At 64.9% G+C, this 22,709-nt stretch carries 19 protein-coding genes; 11 read left to right on the top strand and 8 right to left on the bottom strand.

The annotated features are described in order from the left end of the window. Nucleotides 1-131: 131 nt before the first annotated feature. The 4 genes from ACK543_RS09140 to ACK543_RS09125 all read right to left on the bottom strand — a co-directional run bounded on the left by ACK543_RS09140 (nucleotide 132) and on the right by ACK543_RS09125 (nucleotide 3,399). Entirely contained in the window at nucleotides 132-1,178 is a 1,047-nt protein-coding gene (locus ACK543_RS09140) for a S49 family peptidase (RefSeq protein WP_409942537.1), read from the bottom strand. A gap of 98 nt (nucleotides 1,179-1,276) precedes the next feature. Further along, complete coding sequence (locus tag ACK543_RS09135) at nucleotides 1,277-1,651, bottom strand: Rieske (2Fe-2S) protein (RefSeq protein ID WP_409942536.1); 375 nt, start codon at nucleotides 1,649-1,651, stop codon at nucleotides 1,277-1,279. A 42-nt stretch (nucleotides 1,652-1,693) separates the two neighbouring features. After that, the gene (locus ACK543_RS09130) at nucleotides 1,694-2,368 is read right to left on the bottom strand and encodes an HAD family hydrolase (protein ID WP_409942535.1); all 675 of its coding nucleotides are present in this window, start codon (nucleotides 2,366-2,368) and stop codon (nucleotides 1,694-1,696) included. Between the two features lie 11 nt (nucleotides 2,369-2,379). Further along, complete coding sequence (locus ACK543_RS09125) at nucleotides 2,380-3,399, bottom strand: RluA family pseudouridine synthase (protein ID WP_409942534.1); 1,020 nt, start codon at nucleotides 3,397-3,399, stop codon at nucleotides 2,380-2,382. Between the two features lie 597 nt (nucleotides 3,400-3,996). On the opposite strand from ACK543_RS09125, the gene ACK543_RS09120 reads away from it, so the two are divergent. The 4 genes from ACK543_RS09120 (at nucleotide 3,997) to queF (ending at nucleotide 10,014) form a co-directional block, all read left to right on the top strand. Beyond that, nucleotides 3,997-7,077 carry an Rne/Rng family ribonuclease gene (locus ACK543_RS09120; RefSeq protein WP_409942533.1) on the top strand — a complete coding sequence of 1,027 codons (3,081 nt, stop codon included), beginning with the start codon at nucleotides 3,997-3,999 and terminating at the stop codon, nucleotides 7,075-7,077. A 264-nt stretch (nucleotides 7,078-7,341) separates the two neighbouring features. Next, complete coding sequence (yaaA, locus tag ACK543_RS09115) at nucleotides 7,342-8,118, top strand: peroxide stress protein YaaA (RefSeq protein WP_409942532.1); 777 nt, start codon at nucleotides 7,342-7,344, stop codon at nucleotides 8,116-8,118. Nucleotides 8,119-8,198: 80 nt separating this feature from the next. After that, complete coding sequence (locus tag ACK543_RS09110; protein ID WP_409942531.1) at nucleotides 8,199-9,077, top strand: 2OG-Fe(II) oxygenase; 879 nt, start codon at nucleotides 8,199-8,201, stop codon at nucleotides 9,075-9,077. A gap of 91 nt (nucleotides 9,078-9,168) precedes the next feature. Further along, on the top strand, nucleotides 9,169-10,014 hold the full coding sequence (queF, locus tag ACK543_RS09105; protein ID WP_409942530.1) for an NADPH-dependent 7-cyano-7-deazaguanine reductase QueF: 846 nt from the start codon (nucleotides 9,169-9,171) through the stop codon (nucleotides 10,012-10,014). Nucleotides 10,015-10,268: 254 nt separating this feature from the next. Here queF and ACK543_RS09100 read toward each other — a convergent pair whose 3' ends face one another. Beyond that, the gene (locus ACK543_RS09100; protein ID WP_409942538.1) at nucleotides 10,269-11,570 is read right to left on the bottom strand and encodes a lytic murein transglycosylase; all 1,302 of its coding nucleotides are present in this window, start codon (nucleotides 11,568-11,570) and stop codon (nucleotides 10,269-10,271) included. 494 nt (nucleotides 11,571-12,064) lie between these two features. Between ACK543_RS09100 and sbcB the strand changes: the two genes are divergently transcribed. Both sbcB and ACK543_RS09090 read left to right on the top strand, forming a co-directional pair. After that, nucleotides 12,065-13,507, top strand: coding sequence for an exodeoxyribonuclease I (sbcB, locus tag ACK543_RS09095; RefSeq protein WP_409942529.1), 1,443 nt, complete (start codon nucleotides 12,065-12,067; stop codon nucleotides 13,505-13,507). A gap of 467 nt (nucleotides 13,508-13,974) precedes the next feature. After that, complete coding sequence (locus ACK543_RS09090) at nucleotides 13,975-15,222, top strand: cystathionine gamma-synthase family protein (protein ID WP_409942528.1); 1,248 nt, start codon at nucleotides 13,975-13,977, stop codon at nucleotides 15,220-15,222. A gap of 95 nt (nucleotides 15,223-15,317) precedes the next feature. On the opposite strand, the gene ACK543_RS09085 is transcribed toward ACK543_RS09090, so the two are convergent. After that, the gene (locus ACK543_RS09085) at nucleotides 15,318-16,547 is read right to left on the bottom strand and encodes a nucleoside recognition domain-containing protein (RefSeq protein ID WP_409942527.1); all 1,230 of its coding nucleotides are present in this window, start codon (nucleotides 16,545-16,547) and stop codon (nucleotides 15,318-15,320) included. 200 nt (nucleotides 16,548-16,747) lie between these two features. Here ACK543_RS09085 and ACK543_RS09080 point away from each other — a divergent pair, with 200 nt between their 5' ends. From ACK543_RS09080 to ACK543_RS09060, 5 genes are all read left to right on the top strand, one after another. Further along, nucleotides 16,748-17,461 (top strand): YebC/PmpR family DNA-binding transcriptional regulator, encoded by a 714-nt coding sequence (locus ACK543_RS09080; RefSeq protein WP_409942526.1) that lies wholly within the window; start codon nucleotides 16,748-16,750, stop codon nucleotides 17,459-17,461. Between the two features lie 74 nt (nucleotides 17,462-17,535). Continuing rightward, on the top strand, nucleotides 17,536-17,832 hold the full coding sequence (locus tag ACK543_RS09075) for a DnaJ domain-containing protein (RefSeq protein WP_409942525.1): 297 nt from the start codon (nucleotides 17,536-17,538) through the stop codon (nucleotides 17,830-17,832). Nucleotides 17,833-17,834: 2 nt separating this feature from the next. Further along, nucleotides 17,835-18,416 carry a hypothetical protein gene (locus ACK543_RS09070; RefSeq protein ID WP_409942524.1) on the top strand — a complete coding sequence of 194 codons (582 nt, stop codon included), beginning with the start codon at nucleotides 17,835-17,837 and terminating at the stop codon, nucleotides 18,414-18,416. Between the two features lie 115 nt (nucleotides 18,417-18,531). After that, on the top strand, nucleotides 18,532-19,284 hold the full coding sequence (locus ACK543_RS09065; protein WP_409942523.1) for a hypothetical protein: 753 nt from the start codon (nucleotides 18,532-18,534) through the stop codon (nucleotides 19,282-19,284). Between the two features lie 132 nt (nucleotides 19,285-19,416). Beyond that, nucleotides 19,417-20,688: a hypothetical protein gene (locus tag ACK543_RS09060; RefSeq protein WP_409942522.1), complete on the top strand. Its 1,272-nt coding sequence runs from the start codon at nucleotides 19,417-19,419 to the stop codon at nucleotides 20,686-20,688. Between the two features lie 206 nt (nucleotides 20,689-20,894). Here the strand turns inward: ACK543_RS09060 and ACK543_RS09055 are convergent, their stop codons facing one another. Then, nucleotides 20,895-22,163, bottom strand: a complete 1,269-nt coding sequence (locus ACK543_RS09055; RefSeq protein WP_409942521.1) for an amidohydrolase family protein — start codon at nucleotides 22,161-22,163, stop codon at nucleotides 20,895-20,897. Nucleotides 22,164-22,196: 33 nt separating this feature from the next. Then, on the bottom strand, nucleotides 22,197-22,709 hold a 513-nt coding region (upp, locus tag ACK543_RS09050; protein ID WP_409942520.1), incomplete at its 5' end, for a uracil phosphoribosyltransferase.

Below are 22,709 nucleotides of genomic sequence, written 5' to 3'. Positions count from 1 at the left end.
AAAATCGGCCCCAGCGAGGACAGTTTTTGCCGAATTTGCAGCCCCATAGCCGAGCTATGGGGCAAAAAGGCGGTTAAAAATGGACCGCTGCGGTCGATTTGCAGCCGACGATTTCCAAGTCCGACAGGCTCCTAGCGCAGGTGCGGCGCAGACAACGCCAGCGACTTGACAGCCGCCGCGCCCATGGCCGCGCCAAAGCGCTTGGCCAGGCGCTCGGCCACGTTGTCGCGGCGGGTGTAGTCGATGATGTCTTCCGCCTTGACCACCTCACGCGCCACGTAGTCCAGGGTGCCCAACTTGTCGGCAAGCCCCATTTCCACGGCCTGCTGCCCCGTCCAGAAGAGACCGCTGAAAGTCTCTGGCGTGGACTTGAGCCGGTCGCCACGGCCCGCCTTCACCACGGCGATGAACTGCTGGTGGATCTGGTCGAGCATGGTTTGCGCATAGGCGCGCTGCCTTTCGGTCTGGGGGCTGAACGGGTCCAGAAAACCCTTATTCTCACCCGCGGTCAGCAAACGACGCTCCACGCCCAGCTTCTCCATGGTGCCGGTAAAACCGAAACCGTCCATCAGCACGCCAATGCTGCCGACGATGCTCGCCTTGTCCACAAAAATATCATCCGCGGCCGCAGCGATGTAGTAGGCCGCAGAGGCACAGGTTTCCTCGACCACGGCATAGATGGGCTTGTTGTGCTTTGCCTTCAGGCGCACGATTTCGTCGTTGATGATGCCCGCCTGCACCGGGCTGCCACCCGGCGAGTTGATGAGCAGCACCAGCGCCATCGAGCCTTCGTCCTCCAGCGCGCTGCGCATGGCGGCCACCACCAGTTCGGCGCTGGCTTCGGTACCCGCGGCAATCTCGCCTTTGACATCGACCACCGCCGTGTGCGGGCCCGCCTTGGCGGCGCTCGGGGCCGACTGCTTGAGGGCAGCAAACAGAACAGCAGCGATCACAGCGAGCCAGGCCAGGCGAAAGAAGATCTTCCAGCGGCGCGCAAGGCGCTGCTCGTTCAGGGCCGCAAAGGCCAGCTTTTCCAGGGTGGCACGCTCCCAGCCGGGTTCACGCGATGAGTCGCTCACAGATGCTCCTGCTTTTGTAGCATCTCGCGGCCACAGGTCGGGCGCGGGATTGCTTTTTGGATCAATGCCGGACGGGCCGGGGATATGGGGATCGGTCATATCGGTACGCTGCGGAACGTCCGCAGCAAATGGGTGATGCTTTTGCTGGCCAGCCAGGCGGTAGCCGCTGGCACGAAGGGGGGTCCATCTGGGGTTGGCTAGCCTGAAACGGCCTGCAACAGGTGGCCAGTATGCCAGCGCACTACACCACCACTTTCCGACAGGGTAATTTTCACCAAACCACCCCGGCAGGGCCCAGCCACGCAGGCGCCCGTGGCGGGCAAGTAGGCGGCACCGTGCGTCGCGCACAAAAGCCAGTTGCCGGTGTCATCAAAAAACCGGTTGGGCTGGTAATCCATCTCTATCGCCACATGCGTGCAGCGGTTGAGGTAGGCGTGCGGCACCCCCCGAAAGCGGATTGCAAAGGCCCGGCAGGTTTGCCCCGCGTAGACCACGTCAAACGGAACCGCCTGGCCCGCGTCCTGCAGGTCAGCGCTGCTGCACAGCGCAATGGTTGATTCGTGCGTGGTCATGCGAAGACTTGGCGCAAGGTGGTCAGGCAGCGCGGTGCATCATCAGGCATGCTGGAGCAGCCAGTCATGCATCTCGCGAACGGAATGCGCCACAAACAGCGGGTTGAGTGCGCCAAAGGTGCTTGGCTCATGTGCGCCGTAGCTCACGCCCAGGCTGCAACAACCAGCATTGACGGCCATCTGCAGATCGTGGGTCGTGTCGCCAACCATCAACAGACGATGGGGCGGCACATCAAACTCGGCCATCAGCTCCTGCAGCATGAGCGGATGCGGCTTGCCAGCGGTCTGGTCCGCAGTGCGTGAGCCGTCGAATACACCGCGCAGGTCCGCCGAGTGCAGGACCTCGTCCAGCCCGCGGCGGCTTTTTCCGGTGGCCACAGCCAGCAGATACCCGCGCTCGCGCAGGTCGGCCAGCAGCGGCAGCACCCCTTCGAACAGACTCAGGTCGTCCTGGTGCTGGCGGTAGTGAAAACGGTAGCGGTTGCCCAGCTCGTTGTATTTTTCGGGCGGTACGTCTGGCGCGGCGTATGCCAGCGCCTGCATGAGACCCAGGCCGATGACATGGGCGGCGTCCTTGTCAGATGGCATCGTGCCGCCCACGTCCCGCACGGCCGACTGGATGCAACGCACGATGATGGCGGTGGAGTCGAACAGCGTTCCATCCCAGTCGAAGGCGATGAGATCAAAGCGGCGCGAACGCGATGGGGTGGCAGGCATGGCAGAGCCGGTTACGCCCTCTCGGGCTGTGGCAGGAATGCGGACAATTCAGCGGGAAGCTCGGCGTTGACGGCAACGCGCTCGCCCGTGGCGGGGTGGTTGAACTGTAACCGCCACGCATGCAGGAACATCCGCTTCATCCCCAGCTTGTGCAGGCGTTTGTTGAGGTCGAAATCACCGTACTTGTCGTCACCCACGATGCTGTGGCCCTGGCTGGCCAGATGCACCCGGATCTGGTGCGTGCGGCCGGTTTTGATCGTCACTTCCAGCAGCGACATCGCGGGCAAGCCCTGGGCCGCCCGGGCGGCGACCGTGCCGCGCAGTTTGACCAGGGTGATGGAACGCATCCCGTCCGGGTCGTCAGGCGTGGTCACGCGCACGCGGCGCTCGCCGTCGGCCTGCAGGTATTTGTGCAGCGGCAGGTCAATCACCTTCTTATTGGCAGGCCAGACGCCCGTCACCAGCGCCAGATAGGTCTTGCCCGTCTCGCGCTCGCGGAACTGGTCCTGCAGATGGGTCAGTGCGGACCGCTTTTTGGCCACCAGCAGGATGCCGGAGGTTTCGCGGTCCAGCCGATGGACCAGCTCCAGAAACTGCGCCTGCGGACGGCCCTGGCGCAGCTGCTCGATCACGCCAAAGCTCACGCCGCTGCCACCATGCACGGCCACGCCTGCGGGCTTGTCCAGGGCGATCAGGTGTTCATCTTCCAGCAAAACCGGAAATGCGCGCGCTGGCGCCGGGCGCTCGGCCTTTTCGGCCACTTTGTCCGAGATGCGCACCGGCGGCACGCGCACCAGGTCACCGGGCTGCACGCGGGTGTCGGCGCTGGCGCGGCCCTTGTTGATGCGCACTTCGCCGCTGCGGATGATGCGGTACACATGCGTCTTGGGCACGCCCTTGAGCTGCCGCAGCAGAAAGTTGTCCAGCCGCTGCCCGGCTGAGTCCTCGTCCACCTCGACCAGCCGGGCAGCCGCGGCCGAGGTGGCTCCCGTGCCGTGCGAGGGGGGTTTGGCCCCTATAATGTGTTTCACCTGCGCGTTGCTTTGTAAGTGGTTGATTTGTCTGGAGTTTAGTCCACCCAACCCTTTCACTGGCGCAGGAAGGTCGATGCCAGCGGGCGTCGTGCTAGCAGATTGCAGGCCAGATGCCTGCAGTGGCCGGTGCGTCGAACGGCGGGCTGACAGATTGAAACACTGATACGGAATCCCCCAAGCTGGCAGATGCGCCCTACCCGGATGCAGCCTGTCAGCGGATCGAAGCGAGTATGTGGCTGTTGATGAGCTCGATAGTGACCTTGTGGCGTTGGCTGTTGCCTCCGGCTGCACGTCCAAATTCAGCACCAGCGCCCTTTCAGCAAGCGCAGTCAGCTCCAGTTTTGGTAGCAAAAAAACGCTTTTCCCACTCGCCCCCATCCACGCGCCCCTGCCTTTTGCTGCCGCGCTAGTGCGCCGCAGTGACAAGGTGTCCCCGGCAATTCCCTTCGTTTCGATGCGTCAGTCCAGGCATTCCCAGCTCCTGTAGAGCTTGTTGGTTTGGTTTGGAAACGGTGGGCGGCAGCCCGCGCAATCCCTCCTGAAGGTCAGGGGGTCGCCCCGCTGCTGTCCGCACAACACGGAAGGAATCGCATCATGAAGCGGATGCTCATCAACGCCACGCAGCCCGAAGAACGGCGGCTGGCCATTGTCGACGGACAAAAGCTGCTCGACTACGAAATCGAGATCGAGGGGCGCGAGCAGCGCAAGGGCAACATCTACAAGGCCGTCGTCACGCGCGTCGAGCCTTCGCTGGAAGCCTGCTTTGTCGACTACGGCGAAGACCGGCACGGTTTTTTGCCCTTTAAAGAAATCTCGCGCCAGTACTTTGCCTCCGGCGTGTCGCCCAGCCAGGCGCGCATCAATGATGTGATCAGGGAGGGCCAGGAACTGCTGGTCCAGGTCGAAAAGGAAGAGCGCGGCAACAAGGGCGCGGCGCTGACCACCTTCATCTCGCTGGCCGGCCGCTACGTGGTGCTTATGCCCAACAACCCGCGCGGCGGTGGCGTATCGCGCCGCATCGAGGGCGAGGACCGCGCCGAGCTCAAGGAGGCGATGGACCAGCTGGAGTACCCCAACGGCATGTCCATCATTGCGCGCACGGCCGGCATCGGCCGCAGCGCGCCCGAGCTGCAGTGGGACCTGAACTACCTGCTCAAGCTGTGGAACGCCATTGACGGCGCTGCCAAGGGCGGCAAGGGCGCGTTCCTGATCTACCAGGAATCAAGCCTGGTGATCCGTGCGATCCGCGACTACTTCAACAATGACATCGGTGACATCCTCATCGATACCGACGACATCTACGAACAGGCGCAGCAGTTCATGGCGCACGTCATGCCCGAGCATGCCGCCCGCGTCAAGCGCTACCGCGACGACGCCGCGCTGTTCAGCCGCTTCCAGATCGAGCACCAGATCGAATCGGCCTACGCCCGCACGGTGCAACTGCCCTCGGGCGGCGCCATCGTGATCGACCACACCGAAGCGCTGGTCAGCGTGGACGTGAACTCGGCCCGCGCCATCAAGGGCGGCGACATCGAGGAAACCGCCACCCGCACCAACCTGGAAGCCGCCGACGAAGTGGCCCGCCAGATGCGGCTGCGCGACCTGGGTGGCCTGATCGTCATCGACTTCATCGACATGGAGGAGAGCAAAAACCGCCGCGAGGTCGAAAACCGCCTGCGCGATGCGCTGCGCCAGGACCGCGCCCGCGTGCAGTTTGGCACCATCAGCAAGTTCGGTCTCATGGAGATGAGCCGCCAGCGCCTCAAGCCCGCCCTCTCCGAAGGTTCGTCCATTCCCTGCCCACGCTGCGGTGGCGCAGGCCATATCCGGGATACCGAATCGTCGGCCCTGCAGATCCTGCGGATCATCCAGGAGGAGTCGATGAAGGACAACACGGCCGCCGTGCACTGCCAGGTGCCGGTGGAGGTTGCTTCGTTCCTGCTCAACGAAAAGCGCACTGAGATCGCCAAGATCGAGCTCAAGCAGCGCGTGAGCGTGCTCATGGTGCCCAACAAGGCGCTGGAAACCCCGAACTACCGCCTGGAGCGCCTCAAGCACGACGACCCGCGTCTGGACCACATCGATGCCAGCTACAAGCTCGCCGAAGAGGTGGAAGACCCCACGGCCGTGACGCGCCGCTCTCAGGAGCCTACCAACAAGCAGACGCCCGTGATCAAGGGCGTGCTGCCGGATGCACCCGCCCCTGCAGCCGAGCCCCGCCCCGAAGGCGCTGCACGCCCAGCGCGGGCGGGCCAGCGCCCTGCCCCGGCAGCGGCCGCACCTGCACCCGTGGCCGTACCCACGCCCGCCCCGGTGGCGCCCCCCCAGGAGCAAGGCTTCTTTGGATGGATCAAGAGCCTGTTCGGTGGCAGCGGCGCACCGGCAGCGGCACCAGTGGCGGCACCGGCACCTGCCGCAACGCCTGACACCACGGGCCGGGGCGAGCCCCGCCGGGATGGCCGCAATGGCGAAAGCCGTGGCCGCCGCGGTGGCCGCGATGCCAACCGCGATGGCGCTGCACGCGATGGCCAGCGCGACGGTGGCCGCGAAGGCGCGCCGTCCGAAGGGCGTGGTCGCCGGGGCGAACGCCCGACCGAAGGCCGCGCACCCCGTGATGGCGAACGCCGCCCCGAGGGCAGCGAAGCCCGCGAACCTCGAGAGCCCCGCGAAGGCCGCGAAGGCCGCAATGGCCGCGAAGGAGGCCGGGGCCGCAGGGATGCAGAGCCCCGCAATCCAGCCGCTGCGCCCAACAGCGAGGTCGCAGCCCAGGGCCCGATCGAAGCGGCAGGCGGCAACGGCGTCGCTGCCGATACAAGTGCGGCACAGCAGCCCCGTAATGAACGTGGGCCCCGCCGTGAACGCGGAGAGCGCAGCCGTGGTGATCGCAACGAGCGCAACGAGCGCAACGAGCGCGGTGAGCGTGCCCTGCGTTCGGCCGAAGGCCAGGATGCAGGCGCGCCCGCACCGGCCACCACGCCCGCAGACTTTGTGGATACCGCCCCGCTTGCGAGCCTGCCCGACCTGGACCTCTCCGGCCATGAAGTGACCACCGGGAATGCCTCGGGCGAAGATCAGCGCCCGGGGCGCCGTTCCCGCGACCGCTACGGCCGTGACCGCCGCGAACGCGCGCCACGCGATGCTGCTGCATTGGCAATGTCAGACGTGGACCCCGCCGTTGTTGCGCCCGCCGACCACGGGGCCGACCCGGCACCGCAAGAAGCCCCGCGCCGCAGCTATTTCAGTGCGGCTGCTGCTGCCCCCCAGGAAGCGACGAGCGCTGCACCCGCGCAGGTGCCGCCTGCCGCTTCGGTATCGGTGCCCGCCGCAGCCCCCGCGCCGGTGGCGATGGGCACTGCCCCTGAAGTGCCCGCGCCCGCAGAGGCTGCGGCCGTCGCCAAGGCAGGCCAACGCGGCATGCCCAAGGTCCAGGGCTTTGAGCTTCCAGTGGATGCCCTGCACCAGGTGGCCACGTCGAGCGGCCTTGAGTGGGTCAATTCCGACGCTGCCAAGGTGGCAACGGTACAGGCAGCCATTGCCGCCGAACCGCAACCTGTTCGTGTTCCACGCGAGCGTCCGCCTGCGATCGTCATCGACGAAGGCCCGCTGGTCCTGGTGGAGACGCGCCGCGATCTCTCGGCCATGACGCTGCCGTTTGAGCGGCCCCCTGCTGCCTGATCAGGGCAGCGCCGCATCGCCGCATCCGGGCGCTGCGCGCAAGCATCCACAGGCGGCTTCGGCCGCCTTTTTTACAGGGGCGGTCAAGGCCTGCAAAACCCCGCAGCCCGCTGGAGCAACCGCAGCCGGTACGATGGAAAGGGTGTCTCGCGACCAGGGCTTTACCAGAGCCGGTTGCCACGCGAGTCGATGCGTGGTCGCCGAGGCTTTGTGCGCTGCCACTGGCCAGCCTGTCCATCACCTTCCTTACGCGCTGCCATCGCCATGCTTTTTTTGCTGTCTCCTGCCAAATCGCTCGATTACGATACGCCGCTGCCCCACGACCTGCCGCACACCACGCCACAGTTTGTGCCGCAGGCCCAGGCGCTCATTGAGGTGCTGCGCCAACAACAACCGCAGGCGATTGCATCGCTGATGGAGCTTAGCGACAAGCTGGCCGCACTGAACGTGGCGCGCTATGCCGCCTGGACGCCCCGCTTCACCGCCGGCAACTCGCGGCAGGCGCTGCTGGCGTTCGATGGCGATGTGTATGACGGCTTGCAGGCACGCTCGCTGGATGCACAGGACCTGGCCTGGGCGCAGCAGCATGTGGCGATCTTGAGCGGCCTGTATGGCGTGCTCCGGCCGCTGGATCGGATGCAGCCCTACCGGCTCGAAATGGGCACACGCCTGCACACCGAGGCGGGCAGCAACCTCTACCAGTTCTGGGGCAGCCAGATTGCCGATTACCTGGATGCCCGCCTGCGGGAAGATCCCACCCCGGTGGTGGTCAATCTGGCATCGCAGGAGTATTTCAAGGCGGTGGATTGCTCTGTGCTCAAGGCGCAGGTGATCGACTGCGTGTTTGAGGACTGGAAAGGCGGCGCATACAAGATCATCAGCTTTTATGCCAAGCGGGCCCGTGGGTTGATGGCGCGCTACGCCATCACGCATCGCGTGACCACGCTACTTCAGCTCGAAGGCTTTAACCTGGACGGCTATGGGTTTGCCCCCGGCGCCTCCACGGCGCAGCGCCTGGTGTTTCGCCGCAAGGGGGCATAGCCTGAGCGGCCCCAGACACTGCGGAACCCGCACAATGCGTCTGTGATCCACACCTGCCTGGAACCGTACAAGACACTGCCATGCCGTCCAGCACGCCAGCCACTCGCGCCCCCTCCCAGACCGTCACGCCCGAGCTGCGGCGCTGGATCATCGAACAGGCCCAGGCCGGTTTTTCCGCGCCGGTCGTGCTGCAGTCGATGCGCGATGCGGGCTGGGACGAGGACGTGGCCACACAGGCGCTGGAAGTCACGCTGCAGGAGCATCTCGATGCGCTGGCGGTGCAGCAGGGGCTGCCCGCCGCCGTGCCGGTGCCCGAGCCGTTGCTGAGTGATTCGCCCGCGCAGCTCGATGGCGGTGACCGCCAGGTCAGGGTGCTGCTGGCCATGGCCCAGCCTCGCATCGTGGTGCTTGGCAACCTGCTGTCGGACGAGGAATGCCAGGCATTGATCGCTGCGGCCGAGCCGCGCATGGCGCGCTCGCTCACGGTGGCTTCCAAGACCGGTGGCGAGGAGGTCAACGACGACCGCACCAGCGACGGCATGTTCTTCCAGCGCGGCGAGTCGCCGCTGATCGAGCGCATCGAGCAACGCATCGCCCGGCTGTTGCAATGGCCCATCGAAAACGGCGAAGGCCTGCAGGTGCTGCACTACCACCCGGGTGCCGAATACAAGCCGCACTACGACTACTTCGACCCGACAGAGCCAGGCACCCCCACCATCGTCAAACGCGGCGGGCAGCGCGTGGGCACCCTGGTGATGTACCTGAACACGCCTGAAAAAGGCGGCGGCACGGTCTTCCCCGATGTGCACCTGGAGGTCGCGCCGCAGCGCGGCAACGCGGTGTTCTTCAGCTACGAGCGCCCGCACCCCAGCACCCGCACCCTGCATGGCGGCGCGCCGGTGTTGGCCGGGCACAAGTGGATCGCCACCAAGTGGCTGCGCGAGCGCGAGTTCGCCTGATGCGGCCAAACATCAAGAAAAAACAGGCGCCTACGCGCGACCATCATATGTTTTTAGCTATGTTTTTAATAGCATACTCAAGGCAATGGCCATGAATACGCCAGAACAATCGCAACTGGGCAAGGCGTCGGCATATGTTGACCAGTACGACGCGTCCCTGTTGTTCCCCATCCCCCGCGCCGGCAAGCGGACTGAAATCGGCATCACTGGCGCAGCGCCGTTTTTCGGGGCTGATCTGTGGACGGCGTTCGAGCTGTCGTGGCTGAACCTGCGCGGCAAGCCGCAGGTGGCGCTGGCGCACATCACTGTGCCCTGCGAGACGCCGAACATCGTCGAGAGCAAGTCATTCAAGCTCTACCTCAACAGCTTCAACAACACCCGCTTTGCTGACGCAGCCGAGGTGCAGGCGCGCATCCGGGCCGACATCAGCGAAGCCGTCTGGCGCGGTGCCGAGCACCCGGCCACGGTCGGCGTCAAGCTGATCGGCACCGACCTGTTCGACCAGGAACCCGTGCATGAACTCGACGGCCTGAGCCTGGACCGGCTGGATGTGGAATGCTCACGCTACGAGCCCGCACCCGACCTGCTCACCGCCGAGTTCAACGAAGCGCCGGTCACCGAAGTGCTGACCAGCAGCCTGCTCAAGAGCAACTGCCTGGTCACCGGTCAGCCCGACTGGGGCAGCGTGCAAATCAGCTACAGCGGGCCGCAAATCAACCAGGAAGGCCTGCTGCAGTACCTGGTGAGCTTTCGCAACCACAACGAATTCCATGAACAGTGCGTGGAACGCATCTTCATGGATGTGTGGACGCGCTGCCGCCCCATCAAGCTCACGGTGTATGCGCGTTACTCCCGCCGCGGCGGGCTGGACATCAACCCGCTACGCACCAGCCACCCGCAGAGTTTGCCGCGCAATGTGCGCACCGCACGCCAGTAGGGGCTGCGGTGTTGCTTCTCCTTGCAGGCACGAGCCTGCCGCGTCGTCGCGCCTGGCCTGGCCCCCCAACAGCAGCGCTGGCAAATGCATCCAACTGCCGTTTTTAGGTTAAAACCAGGTTCCAGGGATTTCGTTCGCGGGTTCGAATCCGCGGGCTTTTTCTTTTTGGTGCATTTGAACCGCTGCGGCATCGTGCCGCATTCGGCTCCGTACTCGGGCCAGCGCTTCGGTGGCCTTCCATCGCGCGGGTCCTGCTACTGCGTACCAGACAGAAGGCGCTCCAGTAACTCGAGGGTGGGATATCCATCAGGCGCGACTCCAATACTGCGCTGAAAACCGCGCAAGCCGGCGCTGGTGGCCGGGCCCATCACCCCATCCGGCTTACCTGCCGCAAAGCCCTTGCGGTTGAGCGCCTCCTGAAGGGTTCTTAGCTGCGCGCGCGACAGCGGAACCAGGGCTCGCGGCCATGGCGCCACCACACCGACGCCGCCGTCAATCTGCTGCGCCAGCAACGCCACGGCAAGGGCGTAGCTGACCGAGTTGTTGTATCGCAGGATGGTCCTGAAATTGCCGCCCACCATGAAGGCAGGCCCTTGAGCACCTGCAGGGATGATGATGTGGGCGTCGTCCAGCATCGGCAGCGCCTGACCGTTCGGGGCGCGCAGGCCCTCGATCTCCCACAGGGCCGATGACTGCCGAACTCCTGGCTCAGCCCGGCTGTGGTCAAACCCCGCTGGCAGCACGACTTCTGCGCCCCAAGTGGCGGTGGGCTGCCAGCCTGACCGTGCCAGGAAGTTCGCAGTCGATGCCGCAACATCCGGGATACTGCCCCAGATGTCGCGGTGCCCGTCGCCATCGGCGTCCACGGCATGGGCCAGGAACACCGATGGCAGGAACTGGGTGTGGCCCATGGCACCTGCCCAGGATCCCACCATGCGCTCGGCCGCGATGTCCCCTTGGTCGAGGATGCGCAGCGCTGCAAGCAACTCCGACTCGGCCCAGACCCGGCGTCGGCCTTCGTAGGCCAGTGTGGCCAGCGCGTCCACCGTGCGAAAGCTCCCGAAGTGACTGCCGTAATTGCTCTCGATACCCCAGATGGCCGTGATGACCTGGGCCGGTATGTCGTAGCGCCGGGCCGCTGCCTCCAGTGTGGCGCGGTGCTGCTCGAGCTGCGCACGACCTTGGGCGATGCGCTGCGGTGACACCGCGCTGTCGAGATAAGCCCAGGGGGTGCGTGAGAACTCCGGTTGCGATTGGTCCAACTCGACCACCCGGGGCTGCCATTCGGCACGGCCCAGGGTGTTTCGCACTGTGTCGGGCCTGATGCCTGAGGCCAATGCACGCGAGGCGAATTCCTCGCGCCACTGTGTGAAGCCGGCCTGGTCGTCACTGGAGCTCCGCACGGCGGGTGTTGCAGGGCCGTCTGTAGCGATGCCCCCGATGGCATGGGGGGTCTTCGCCGCCGGGTGTGGCGCTTCGATGGCGCAGCCCGCAAGCATCATCCCGGCCAACGCGGCGGATATCAGCTTTTTCAGATGGCTCGGTGGCTGCGTCATTCGCAGGGCGTGGGCCGGTTGTGCAGGCCCGCTTTGGTGGGCGCTTGCGGGGACGTTGACCACTGCGGCGACCAGGGGCCGCCGGCGCGGAATGAAAGGGTGCGTGGCTCGTTGCATGCGATAGTGTCCTGCTTGCTCGGGCGGCGTTACGCTCACCGCTAGGAGCCTGTCGGACTTGGAGCGTCGAAAGCGAAAATCGGCGAGAGCGAGGACAATTTTTGCCGAATTTGCAGCCCCATAGCCGAGCTATGGGGCAAAAAGGCGGTTAAAAATGGACCTCTGCGGTCGATTTGCAGCCGACGATTTCCAAGTCCGACAGGCTCCTAGGTCACGCGGTTTCAGCCGCCGCGCACTGTTGGATCGCAGTGCGTGAATTGCTCCAAAAAGTATAGCATTGGATACTTGCAGGGCAAGCGCAACAGGCCAAAAATTCTCAAATCAGGTTACATTGTAGGCCTCGCGCCTGGCGCAGCGCATGTCATCACTTTCACCGCATGGCCCCCCATACCTTTCTTTGGCACGACTACGAAACCTTCGGGGCCCATACGCGCCGCGATCGGCCCGCGCAGTTTGCCGCCATCCGCACCGATGCCGAGCTCAACGAGATCGGCTCACCGCTGATGCTTTACTGCCAGCCGGCCAGTGACTACCTGCCTGACCCGATGTCGTGCCTCATTACCGGCATCACGCCCCAGCTGTGCCTGGAGTGGGGGATTCCCGAGCACCAGTTTGCGGCCCGCATTGAGACCGAATTCGCTCAGCCGGGAACGATTGGCGTGGGCTACAACACCATTCGGTTTGACGACGAGATCACGCGCTTCATGTTCTGGCGCAACCTGATTGACCCCTACGCGCGCGAGTTTCAAAACCAGTGCGGCCGGTGGGACTTGCTCGATGTGGTTCGCATGACGTACGCGCTGCGGCCCGAGGGCATCCAGTGGCCGAAAAAGGAAGACGGCTCGCCCAGCTTCAAGCTCGAACACCTGTCCAAGGCCAATGGCCTGCTGCACGAGGCGGCCCACGACGCGCTTTCCGATGTGCGCGCCACCATCGCCCTGGCCCGGCTCATCCGCCAGCACAACCCCAAGCTTTTCGAGTTTGCGCTGGGCCTGCGCAAAAAAGACCGTGTGGCGGCCGAGTTACGCCTGCCCGCGACCTCCATCACAGCCCGCCCGTTTTTGCATGTGTCGGGCATGTTCCCCGCCGAGCGCGGTTGCCTGGCGGTGATGTGGCCTCTGGCCAGCCACCCTACCAACCGCAACGAGCTGATCGCCTGGGACCTGGCACACGACCCAACACCGCTGGCAACCATGGGGGTCGATGAAATCCGGCTGCGCATGTTTTCCAAGGCCGATGCGCTGCCCGAGGGTGTGACGAGGCTGCCGGTGAAGACGATCCACCTCAACAGGTCGCCGATGGTGGTGGGCAACATCAACACCCTCACACCCGCGCTGGAGCAGCGCTGGAACATCGACAAGGCGGCAGCCATGCAGCGTGCCGAGCTGGCCCGCGCGCTACCCGACATGAGCGGTATCTGGCCCGCGGTGTTCAGTCGCCCGGCCGAGGCCGCGCCGGACGTGGACCAAGACCTTTACAGCGGCTTCGTGGGCGACCGTGACCGGCGCCTGCTCAACGATCTGCGCACCATGCCCGGCGATAAGCTTGCCAAGGTGCGAGCAGTGTTTGACGACCCACGCCTGGCCGAGTTGCTGTGGCGCTACCGCGCCCGAAACTTCCCCGACACGTTGAACGAAACCGAGGCCGAACAGTGGGAGGCCCACCGCGCCGCTTGTCTGTTCGATGGCCAAGGGGGCGCCCGCACGGTGGAGCAGCTGTTCACCGAAATCGACGAGTTATCGGAAACGGCCGATGACCGGGCCCAGGACTTGCTGGGCGCCCTGTACGATTACGCCGAGCAGATTGCGCCGGAGCGCTAGGAGCCTGTCGGACTTGGAGCGTCGAAAGCGAAAATCGGCGAGAGCGAGGACAGTTTTTGCCGAATTTGCAGCCCCATAGCCGAGCTGTGGGGCAAAAAGGCGGTGAAAAATGGACCGCTGCGGTCGATTTGCAGCCGACGATTTCCAAGTCCGACAGGCTCCTAGGGAAGCTCTGCAAAACCCTCGCGAGGATGCGCGGGTGCGGATCGGGATAGGCCACAAGGCGCTTTTGCACCCAATAGCCTGGCTATTGGCAAGAAAAGCAACGCCGTGGACTGCCCGAGCCCGCGCCCGCGCCCGCGCAAACCGCAGGGAGTTATGCAGAGGTTCCCTAGTGCCCCAGGCCGCCGTCCCTGGCGTCCCTGATAAATTTGCCAAGCCATGGGCATGGGGCGCGGATATCAGGGCGTGCCAGTGGCTGCTGCCCCGGCGTTTCATGCAGACCCATAGACATTGCGCAAATTTTTATGACGACACCGCACCCCTACAGCCTGACCACCCAGATCGTCCATGCCGACCGGCTCGGTGGCGCGGAGCATGGCGCGATCCACAAGCCTATTCACACCTCGGTGCAGTACGGCTATGAGAAGGTGGAAGACCTGATTGCGGTCTTCCAGGGCACAGCCAAGGGCGGCTTCAACTATGCGCGCCAGGGCACGCCGACGACGGCTGCGCTCGAGTCGAAGATCACCCAGATGGAGCAGGGCCTGGGCACCATCGTGTTCTCCACCGGCATGGCGGGCATCTGCGCGATCTTCATGACGTTGCTGAAGGCGGGTGATCACCTGGTGGCCAGCCAGTACGTGTTTGGCAACACCAACAGCGTGTTTGGCACCCTGGCTGACCTGGGCATCGAGATCACCACGGTGGATGTGACCGACGCCGCCCAGGTGGCTGCCGCAGTGCGCCCCAACACCCGCATGGTGTTTGTCGAGACCATTGCCAACCCTGGCACGCAGATCCCGGATCTGGGAGGCATTGGCGCGCTGTGTGCGCAGCGCGGCTTGCTCTATGTGGTCGATAACACCGTGGCATCGCCCTACATCTTCCGGGCAGCTACGGTCGGCGCAGGGCTGATCGTCAACTCGCTCACCAAGAGCATTGGCGGCCACGGCGATGCGCTGGGCGGTGCTGTGACCGACACTGGCCTGTTCAACTGGAGCGGCTACCCCAACATCTTTGCCGCTTACCGCAAAGGCGACTTCAAGGGCTGGGGCCTGCAGCAGCTGCGCAAAAAGGGCCTGCGCGACATGGGCGGCACGCTGTCGTCCCATGCCGCGCACCAACTGGCTGTGGGGGCCGAAACCCTGGCCCTGCGCATGGATCGCACCAGCGACACGGCGCTGGCATTGGCGCGCTGGCTGGAGGCGCACCCGGCCGTGGCCCGCGTGTTCTACCCGATGCTGGAGTCGCACCCCCAGCATGCGCGGGCAAAGCAGTATTTCAGGGCAGGGTCGTGGTTGCTGTCTTTCGAGCTTCGCGATGCCGATCAATGCATGGCCGTATGCAACCGCCTGCAGCTCCCCATCAAGGCCACAGGCCTGGCCGACACGCGCACGCTGATCATTCCGGTGGCCCACACGATCTTTTGGGAGGCCGGTCCCGCAGTGCGGGCCAGCATGGGCATCGCCGACGGGATGATCCGCTTGTCGGTGGGCCTGGAAGACCCGCGGGACCTCATCGCCGACTTTGAGCAGGCGCTGGGGGGGCGCTGAGGGTTGGCGCTTCTCAGCCTCATGCTCCGGTTCGGGGCTGGTTTTGCCCAGCGCCGTGGTCCCACGGGTGCATGGCCGACGATTCCGCCAAGCCCTCAGCCGAAAAACCAGTAGCAAACGCCAATCGCCGCGACGACCCCTGCCAGTTCGGCCAGCAGTGCGCATCCCACAGCATGCCGCGCCCGCTGCACGCCTACCGCGCCGAAGTACACGGCCAGCACGTAGAACGTTGTCTCGGTGCTGCCCTGGATGGTGGCGGCGGCCAGGGCGGCAAAGCTGTCCACGCCCTGGCTTTGCATGGTCTCGATTAGCATCGCGCGTGCCGCGCTGCCTGAAAACGGCTTGACCAGTGCAGTGGGCAATGCATCGACAAACCGCGTGTCCAGCCCCAGCCCCTCCACGCACCAGCGGATGCCCTCCAGCAGATAGCCCAACGCGCCCGATGCGCGAAACACACCCACGGCGCACAGCATGGCTACCAGGTAGGGCAGTAGAGCGCGGGCCACGTCGAAACCCTCGCGCGCGCCCTCCACAAAAGCCTCGTACACCGGCACCCTGCGCCACGCGCCCACCGCGACAAAGAACACGATCAACGCAAACAGCGTGAGGTTGCCCAGCAGCGATGACAGTTGTGCCAGCGCCGCGGCGCTGAGGCTGGCCAGCAGCGCCATCAGGGCGGCCAGCCCCAGGCCCAGTGGCAGCAGGTAGGCCAGCACGATCGGGCTCAGTAGCGGCAGGCGTTGCACTGCGGCCACTGCCAGCAGGCCCACCAGGGTGGAGGCCGAGGTGGCCAGCAGAATCGGCAGAAATACCAGTGTGGGGTCGGCCGCACCCTGCTGCAGTCGGTACATGAAGATCGTCACCGGCAGCAGGGTGAGCGATGAGGCGTTCAGCACCAGAAACAGGATTTGCGCGTTGGTGGCAGTGTCTGGATGGGGGTTCAGCTCCTGCAGCGATCGCATGGCTTTGAGGCCAATGGGCGTGGCCGCGTTGTCCAGGCCCAGGGCGTTGGCAGCGAAGTTCAGCGTCATGAGGCCCAGCGCCGGGTGGCCGCGGGGCACGCCCGGCATCAGGCGCGCAAACAGCGGCGACAGCCAGCGCGCCAGCGCCTCGACCACACCCGCCTTTTCGGCAATGCGCAAAAAGCCCAGCCAGAGGGTGAGCGTGCCAAACAGCAGGACCATGACCTCGACCGACAGTTTGGCCATGGCAAACAGCGACTCGACCATGGCCGCAAAGATCTGCGCGTTGCCGCCCACCAGCCATTGCGACAAGGCTGACACCGCTGCCACCATGAAAAAGCCCAGCCAGAGCGCGTTCAGCATGGGTGTGGCGGGGGCATGGGGGTTGCTGAAATCTGCATGCAGCCTAGGTTACCCGGGCGAGCGACCGGCGCGGTGCGCACTGTTGCGGCGGCCCCACGAGGCTGGCAGTGGTACCCTACAGGGTTTGGCCCGAAGGGCTCATGCTCAACGGCATGGCGACAGCACGGTACGCCGCAACACCAACGAAAAGAGAGTCCAACATGGGCGCGCAGTGGAAAGCAAAGGGCAAGGCACAGGTTGCCGACGCCAAGGGCAAGCTGTTTGGCAAGCTGGTCAAGGAAATCACCGTGGCCGCTCGCGGTGGCGCTGACCCGGCCAGCAATGCCCGGCTGCGCCTGGTGGTCGAGCAGGCCCGCAAGGCGTCGATGCCCAAAGACACGCTGGAGCGCGCCATCAAGAAGGGTTCGGGCACGGGTGCCGATGCCGTCCACTACGAACGCGTGATCTATGAAGGCTTCGCGCCGCATAGGGTGGCCGTCATGGTCGAGTGCCTGACCGACAACGTCAACCGCACCGCACCCGAAATGCGGGTGCTGTTCCGCAAGGGGCAGCTCGGTACATCCGGCTCGGTGGCGTGGGACTTCAATCACGTCGGCATGATCGAGGCGGAACCAGCCGCGGCCGACGCCGATGCGGAACTGGCAGCCATCGAAGCGGGCGCCCAGGATTTTGAAGCTGGCGACGAGGAGGGAACCACGACGTTCTGGACGGATCCCACGGATCTCGACCTGGTGAGCCGCGCGCTGCCAGCCCATGGCTTCAACGTGCTGTCGGTCAAGCTGGGCTACAAGCCCAAGAACCCGGTGAACCCGGCCAACCTCACGGCCGAGCAGCTCGAAGAAGTTGAGGCTTTTCTGGCGGCTATCGACTCCAACGACGACGTGCAAAACGTGTTCGTGAGTCTCGGTGGTTGATGGGTGGGGAGCGAACGGCGCTGGGTGAGGCAGGTACCAGCCTGGGGTTGCTTCATGACATTGCAGACAAATAGATGACCGAAGACCACTACGCAACCCTAGGCGTCACGGCCAATGCCCCGCTGGCAGACATCAAGAAGGCGTTTCGCCAAAAGGCCTCTTTCTACCACCCCGACCGCAACGATGCTCCCGACGCGGCGCAGCGCTTTCAGGCGATACAAAAGGCATACGAGGTGCTGTCTGACGAGAACGCGCGCCAGGTTTATGACGACAATCGTCGCCGCAATTTGCTGGATGACCCACTACAGAGCGCGCGGGAAATCTGGCACTCCTATGCATCGCGCATCATTTCTGCCGCAGGTTCCCATTGACTATGTCTCCTTATTTTCGTGATTTGCGCCTGGCATACCAGGCGGAGTTGGACGATCTTCTATCCGACTCCGAGGGCAAGGATGTGCTGCGCAAGCGCCTGACCGAAAAGCGCGATGAAATCGCCTTCCTGGTGCAGATGATGGACCTGGCCCCTGAGATGGTGGCCGTGGTCTTCCACCAGGGCTTCCGATTTACCGCGCCTGCTGCCATGGAGCAGCTCATTCGCCTGCCTGTGGACGATCTTCCCGCGTGGGGCGCTCTCGCCAGCGCTGTGCGGCTGGAGCCCTGGGCCGAGCGCTTGGCGCAGACCGTGCTGCGGGAGTCGACAGGTGGTCGCTTTCTGGCGATTGCGGCGGCTCTGGAGTATCTGCATGCGCAGGCCCGTATGGCATCCATGGCGGCGACAGCATCGAGCCTGGAGGAGGGGCATGATGCCGACGACGAAGCTGGTGACGACGCCGAGCACGACGATGAATACAACGCGCTGAGCGCCGACGACGCGATGGAGCCGCAAGACAGCCGAACGCGGGAAGAGGTTGCGTCGAACTGGCTGGCCGACGCGGGTTTTGAGCGCAAGGAATAAGACCGATGTGCTGGCGGTCTGGCACGGCAGCGCATGGATGCGCTGCGCCTGACATACCTCAAAGCTGGCCGGGGATAACCGTGACAGAGTGAACCCATCGATACGGAAGACCACCATGACCAACCACCTTGCACTCATCACCAAGACCACCAGCCTGATCGCAGCTGGCGATATCGTCGGCGCGGAATCGGCGCTGGCCGAACTGGCCGACACCGATGGCGACAACGCGCTGATGGTGGTGCTGGACCAGCTCGCGCCCAAGGACATCCTGGCGGTGATGCGCGAGTACGACGACTCCAAGGCATCCGTGGTGAACATGCTGGTCACGCCCGAGCAATTCGCCCGCGCCATGGTGCTGGAAAAGCAGTACAAGGACCTCACGCACACGCATCTGCGCAGCATGGTCAACGCCGTGATCTTCCGCGACGGCGCAGACCCGGTGGAGTTTTTGACCGCCATCGGCGACCTGGAGGGTGGCAGCGAGGCCCTGGCCAACTACTTTGCCGAGAAGTGGAGCCGCGTGGAGGCGTTTGCGCGCACCGGCACCTTTGACGCCACCGAGGACTATGGCCCCACCCTGAGCGACGATGAACTGCTGGCCTCGGGCTATCTGCAACCGCGCGTGGACCTGGACGAGGTGGCCGACCGCGACTGGATGCAAATGGCCTGGCTGCTTCGTTATGAATGCCGCGATCTGTTCATCGAAACCCTGCTGGTGCTGCGTGCCAAAGCGCGGGCCTACGACAGGGGGCAGGATGAAGGCGACGAACCTGCTGAGGAAGACGATGGCAAGATCGAGACCAGCGAAACCGATCGCGGCAAGGTCACGCCTGCGGCGCGGGTGTCGGATGAGGAATCCGCCATTTAGATGGCTTGCCCCTGAGTCGCCTGCGGCGCCTTACCCCTCCGGGGGACGACGGCCCCGCTGCGGGGCGGCCCTTGCTCGGCGTCTCCCTCAGGGGTCGCGCCCTTTTCACGCACCAGATGGTGGTGGGCACTGATGCCACCGAACGATGACATGACGGAAACCACATCCTCCGCACTACAGCTCCACGACGCCCGTCCGTTTTTCGAGAAGGCGCTGGTGTATGGCGTGCAGCGCGGGATCATCGATGCCGAGCGGCTGGCGGCCCTGAACGCCGATGCGCCCAAGGGCATGGTGCAGATCGCGCGGTACTTTGGCAGTGAGTTCCTGCGGCCCGAGCTGGAGAGGGCGCGCGATCGGATCGTGAACCTCATCAGCCTGCATCTGCTGGAAACCACGGGGGCCGACCTGGAGCAGTCGGCGGTGTTGCTGCGCGACCATTCGTTGCTGTCGCGCTCCAAGGCTGGCTCGGACATGCTGCGCCGCCTGATCGCCATGCCCGAGAGCAGCAATTTCGGCATGGCCGGGTTTGCCGATGCCGATGTGCCGCTGCTGGGGCTGTGGTCGCTGCGCAGCCATGCGCAATACCGTGCAGAGCTCGCGCGTCGCAGCCGCATTGCTGCGGCGATCGACGCTGCGCTGTGGATGGCCGAGCAGTACGACCTGGACCTCGATACCCTGCAGGAGGCGGGTGCTGATGCCGAGGCAGTGATACGCACCGCTCTGGTGCTGCAGGTGCTGGCGCCGCGCGTGTCCGATTGGCCGCACCCTGGGGTGTTCGAGAAGGCGGTGAATGCCCAGCGCAAGCAGTCGCTTTCGGCGGATACCGCGGTCATGCGCCTGCCGGCCGGCCTGCCGGGCGCGTTGCGTGAAGCGGTGCAGGCCGAGTACGACACAGTGCGTGCCGATCTGCGCAAGCTGCTGGACCCGGCCACCGCGCTGCGCCCGCTGATGCGCCCCACCAGTGCCTTTCGTTCACGCTACTTCCTGCTAGACGATCCGCTGGCCGAAGTGGATGACTACCACCGCAGCCTGGACGAGCTCGATGCCGGCGAAGAGCTGCTGCAACCCGCCAGCAAGACCTGGACTAAAACGGTGCAGGGCAATGACGACGAGCACAGCCTGCTCACGCTCTTCCTGTGCGTGGCCGCCGGTGCCCCCAAGAAGACGCTGCTGACCGAAAAAACGGCGGCCAGCCTGGTGCGCAAGCTGCGCAAATCGGGCCTGGACGCAGCCCTGGCCACCGGCTTCATTCGCGAGCATGCGCCCGGCGCGCGCCATGCGGACTACATCGCGTTGTGGCACAGCTTTGTGCAGGACGCGCAAAGAACGCTGCTCAGCGACATGGACTACCAGTTGCACGATGCGCTGGCGCTGCTGCGCCGCGAGTGCAGCGTGGCCGCCTGAACCGGGGCAGCGAGCGCCGTGGCGGGTGCACCCTGCGCGCTGACCGCCTTGGGGCGCATGGGCGTCAGGGTTGAGTGCGGTTGCCGGACCGCATGGCGCTGGTGTCAGCACGATTTCGCAAGACGATCATGCGTTTGGCATGAGGGGCTTTGCCCTATGAACTGGTTCGGCTCTTTGGCTTCCAAACAGGGTGCCGGGGGCTCTTCTTATAAGAAATCCACCTCGGCAGGGCGCCCCGACAGGAGCAGTTGGGCCGAGGGGGCATGCTGCCGCGCCAGCAGCCTGCCGCGCCGCCACACAGCGAGCCGAGCTGCACGTAGGCGGATCGCGTCCGCCGGGCTGCGCGCGTGCAGCAGCATGAAGTCGGCGTGGCAACCCGGCGCAATGCCATAGCCTTCCAGCCCGAGCAGGCGCGCGGGATGCGTCGTCACGGCCTCAAAGCACGCGCGCATCGCTGCCTGGCTGGTCATCTGTGCAAGGTGCATCCCCATGTGCGCGGCCTCCAGCATGTCGGCGCTACCGCCGCTGTACCAGGGATCGAGCACACAGTCGTGGCCAAAGGCCACGGTCAGGCCTGCTGCCATCAGCTCGGGCACGCGGGTCATGCCACGGCGTTTGGGGTAGCTGTCGTGGCGGCCCTGCAAGGTGACGTTGATCAGCGGGTTGGCCACCACGCCAAGGTCCGCCTCAGCCATGAGTGGGATCAACTTGCTCACGTAGTAGTTGTCCATGCTGTGCATGGAGGTCAGGTGCGATCCGGTGACGCGGCCCTGCAGGCCCAGTCGCTGGGTCTCAAAGGCCAGGGTCTCCACATGGCGCGAATGCGGGTCGTCGGATTCGTCGCAATGCATGTCCACGCGCTTGCCGCGCTCGGCTGCCAGTTCGCAGAGGATCTTCACGCTCTCGGCCCCCTGGGCCATGGTCCGCTCGAAGTGGGGGATGCCTCCCACCACATCTACACCCAGGTCCAGCGCCCGCTTGAGCTTATCCAGTCCGCCGGGTGCGCGCAGCACCCCGTCTTGCGGGAAGGCCACCAGCTGCAGTTCCAGATAGGACGCCACGCGCTGCTTCACATCCAGCAGTGCGTGCACCGGCAGCAGGCTCGGGTGGCTGGTGTCCACATGGCTGCGAATGGCCAGAAGCCCCCGCGCTACGGCCATGTCGCAATACTGCAGCGCGCGCTGCACGATGGCGTCGTGCGTCAGCGTGGGCTTGAGCTCGCCCCACAGTGCAATGCCTTCCAGCAGCGTGCCGCTGTCGTTCACCCGCGGCTGGCCGTAGCTCAGCGTGGAATCCATGTGGAAGTGCGCATCGACAAAAGGCGGGCTGACCAGCAAGCCGCCCGCGTCCACGGTCTCGTGGGCAGGTGCGTGCAGGCCATGCGTCACCTCGGCAATGCGACCGTTTTCGACGGCAATCGACATGTCTTTGCGACCGTCGGGCAGGGTGGCGCGGGTGATAAGAAGGTCAAGCATGAAGAGGTTCGGGTTCAGGCTGCGCGATGCCGGCTACTTGGTACCAAAAATCCGGTCGCCCGCATCGCCCAGGCCCGGAAGGATGTAGCCGTGGTCGTTGAGCTCGCGGTCGATGGCGGCGGTGAATATGGGCACATCGGGGTGCGCTTTTTGCAGCGTGGCCACCCCTTCGGGGGCGGCCAGCAGGCACACGAACTTGATGGAGCGGGGCTTGAGTTGCTTGAGGCGGCCCACGCAGGCTGCCGCTGAATTGCCCGTGGCCAGCATGGGGTCGACCACGATGACGTCACGCTCATGCATTTCAGAAGGCATTTTGAAGTAGTACTCCACCGGCTGCAGCGTCTCGGGGTCGCGATACAGACCGATGTGGCCCACGCGGGCACCCGGCACCACATTGAGCATGCCGTCCAGAAAGCCGTTGCCCGCCCGCAGGATGGACACCAGCACCAGCTTCTTGCCATCGATCATTTTGCCGGTCATGACTTCCAGCGGGGTCTCGATTTGCACGTCCTGCAGCGGCATGTCGCGCGTGACCTCATACGCCAT

It is taken from the genome of Acidovorax sp., assembly GCF_046341535.1.
Classification (GTDB): Bacteria; Pseudomonadota; Gammaproteobacteria; order Burkholderiales; family Burkholderiaceae_C; genus Acidovorax.
Note: the sequence above shows the minus strand (reverse complement) of the source record. Positions and strands in the feature narration are given on the sequence as shown.

Bases quoted from the DNA above. Each gene is read 5' to 3' on its own strand.
- ACK543_RS09140 (WP_409942537.1), bottom strand. From the start codon at position 1,178: ATGACCGATCCCCATATCCCCGGCCCGTCCGGCATTGATCCAAAAAGC.
- ACK543_RS09135 (WP_409942536.1), bottom strand. From the start codon at position 1,651: ATGACCACGCACGAATCAACCATTGCGCTGTGCAGCAGCGCTGACCTG.
- ACK543_RS09130 (WP_409942535.1), bottom strand. From the start codon at position 2,368: ATGCCTGCCACCCCATCGCGTTCGCGCCGCTTTGATCTCATCGCCTTC.
- ACK543_RS09120 (WP_409942533.1), top strand. From the start codon at position 3,997: ATGAAGCGGATGCTCATCAACGCCACGCAGCCCGAAGAACGGCGGCTG.
- yaaA (WP_409942532.1), top strand. From the start codon at position 7,342: ATGCTTTTTTTGCTGTCTCCTGCCAAATCGCTCGATTACGATACGCCG.
- ACK543_RS09110 (WP_409942531.1), top strand. From the start codon at position 8,199: ATGCCGTCCAGCACGCCAGCCACTCGCGCCCCCTCCCAGACCGTCACG.
- queF (WP_409942530.1), top strand. From the start codon at position 9,169: ATGAATACGCCAGAACAATCGCAACTGGGCAAGGCGTCGGCATATGTT.
- ACK543_RS09100 (WP_409942538.1), bottom strand. From the start codon at position 11,570: ATGACGCAGCCACCGAGCCATCTGAAAAAGCTGATATCCGCCGCGTTG.
- sbcB (WP_409942529.1), top strand. From the start codon at position 12,065: ATGGCCCCCCATACCTTTCTTTGGCACGACTACGAAACCTTCGGGGCC.
- ACK543_RS09090 (WP_409942528.1), top strand. From the start codon at position 13,975: ATGACGACACCGCACCCCTACAGCCTGACCACCCAGATCGTCCATGCC.
- ACK543_RS09085 (WP_409942527.1), bottom strand. From the start codon at position 16,547: ATGCTGAACGCGCTCTGGCTGGGCTTTTTCATGGTGGCAGCGGTGTCA.
- ACK543_RS09080 (WP_409942526.1), top strand. From the start codon at position 16,748: ATGGGCGCGCAGTGGAAAGCAAAGGGCAAGGCACAGGTTGCCGACGCC.
- ACK543_RS09075 (WP_409942525.1), top strand. From the start codon at position 17,536: ATGACCGAAGACCACTACGCAACCCTAGGCGTCACGGCCAATGCCCCG.
- ACK543_RS09070 (WP_409942524.1), top strand. From the start codon at position 17,835: ATGTCTCCTTATTTTCGTGATTTGCGCCTGGCATACCAGGCGGAGTTG.
- ACK543_RS09065 (WP_409942523.1), top strand. From the start codon at position 18,532: ATGACCAACCACCTTGCACTCATCACCAAGACCACCAGCCTGATCGCA.
- ACK543_RS09060 (WP_409942522.1), top strand. From the start codon at position 19,417: ATGCCACCGAACGATGACATGACGGAAACCACATCCTCCGCACTACAG.
- ACK543_RS09055 (WP_409942521.1), bottom strand. From the start codon at position 22,163: ATGCTTGACCTTCTTATCACCCGCGCCACCCTGCCCGACGGTCGCAAA.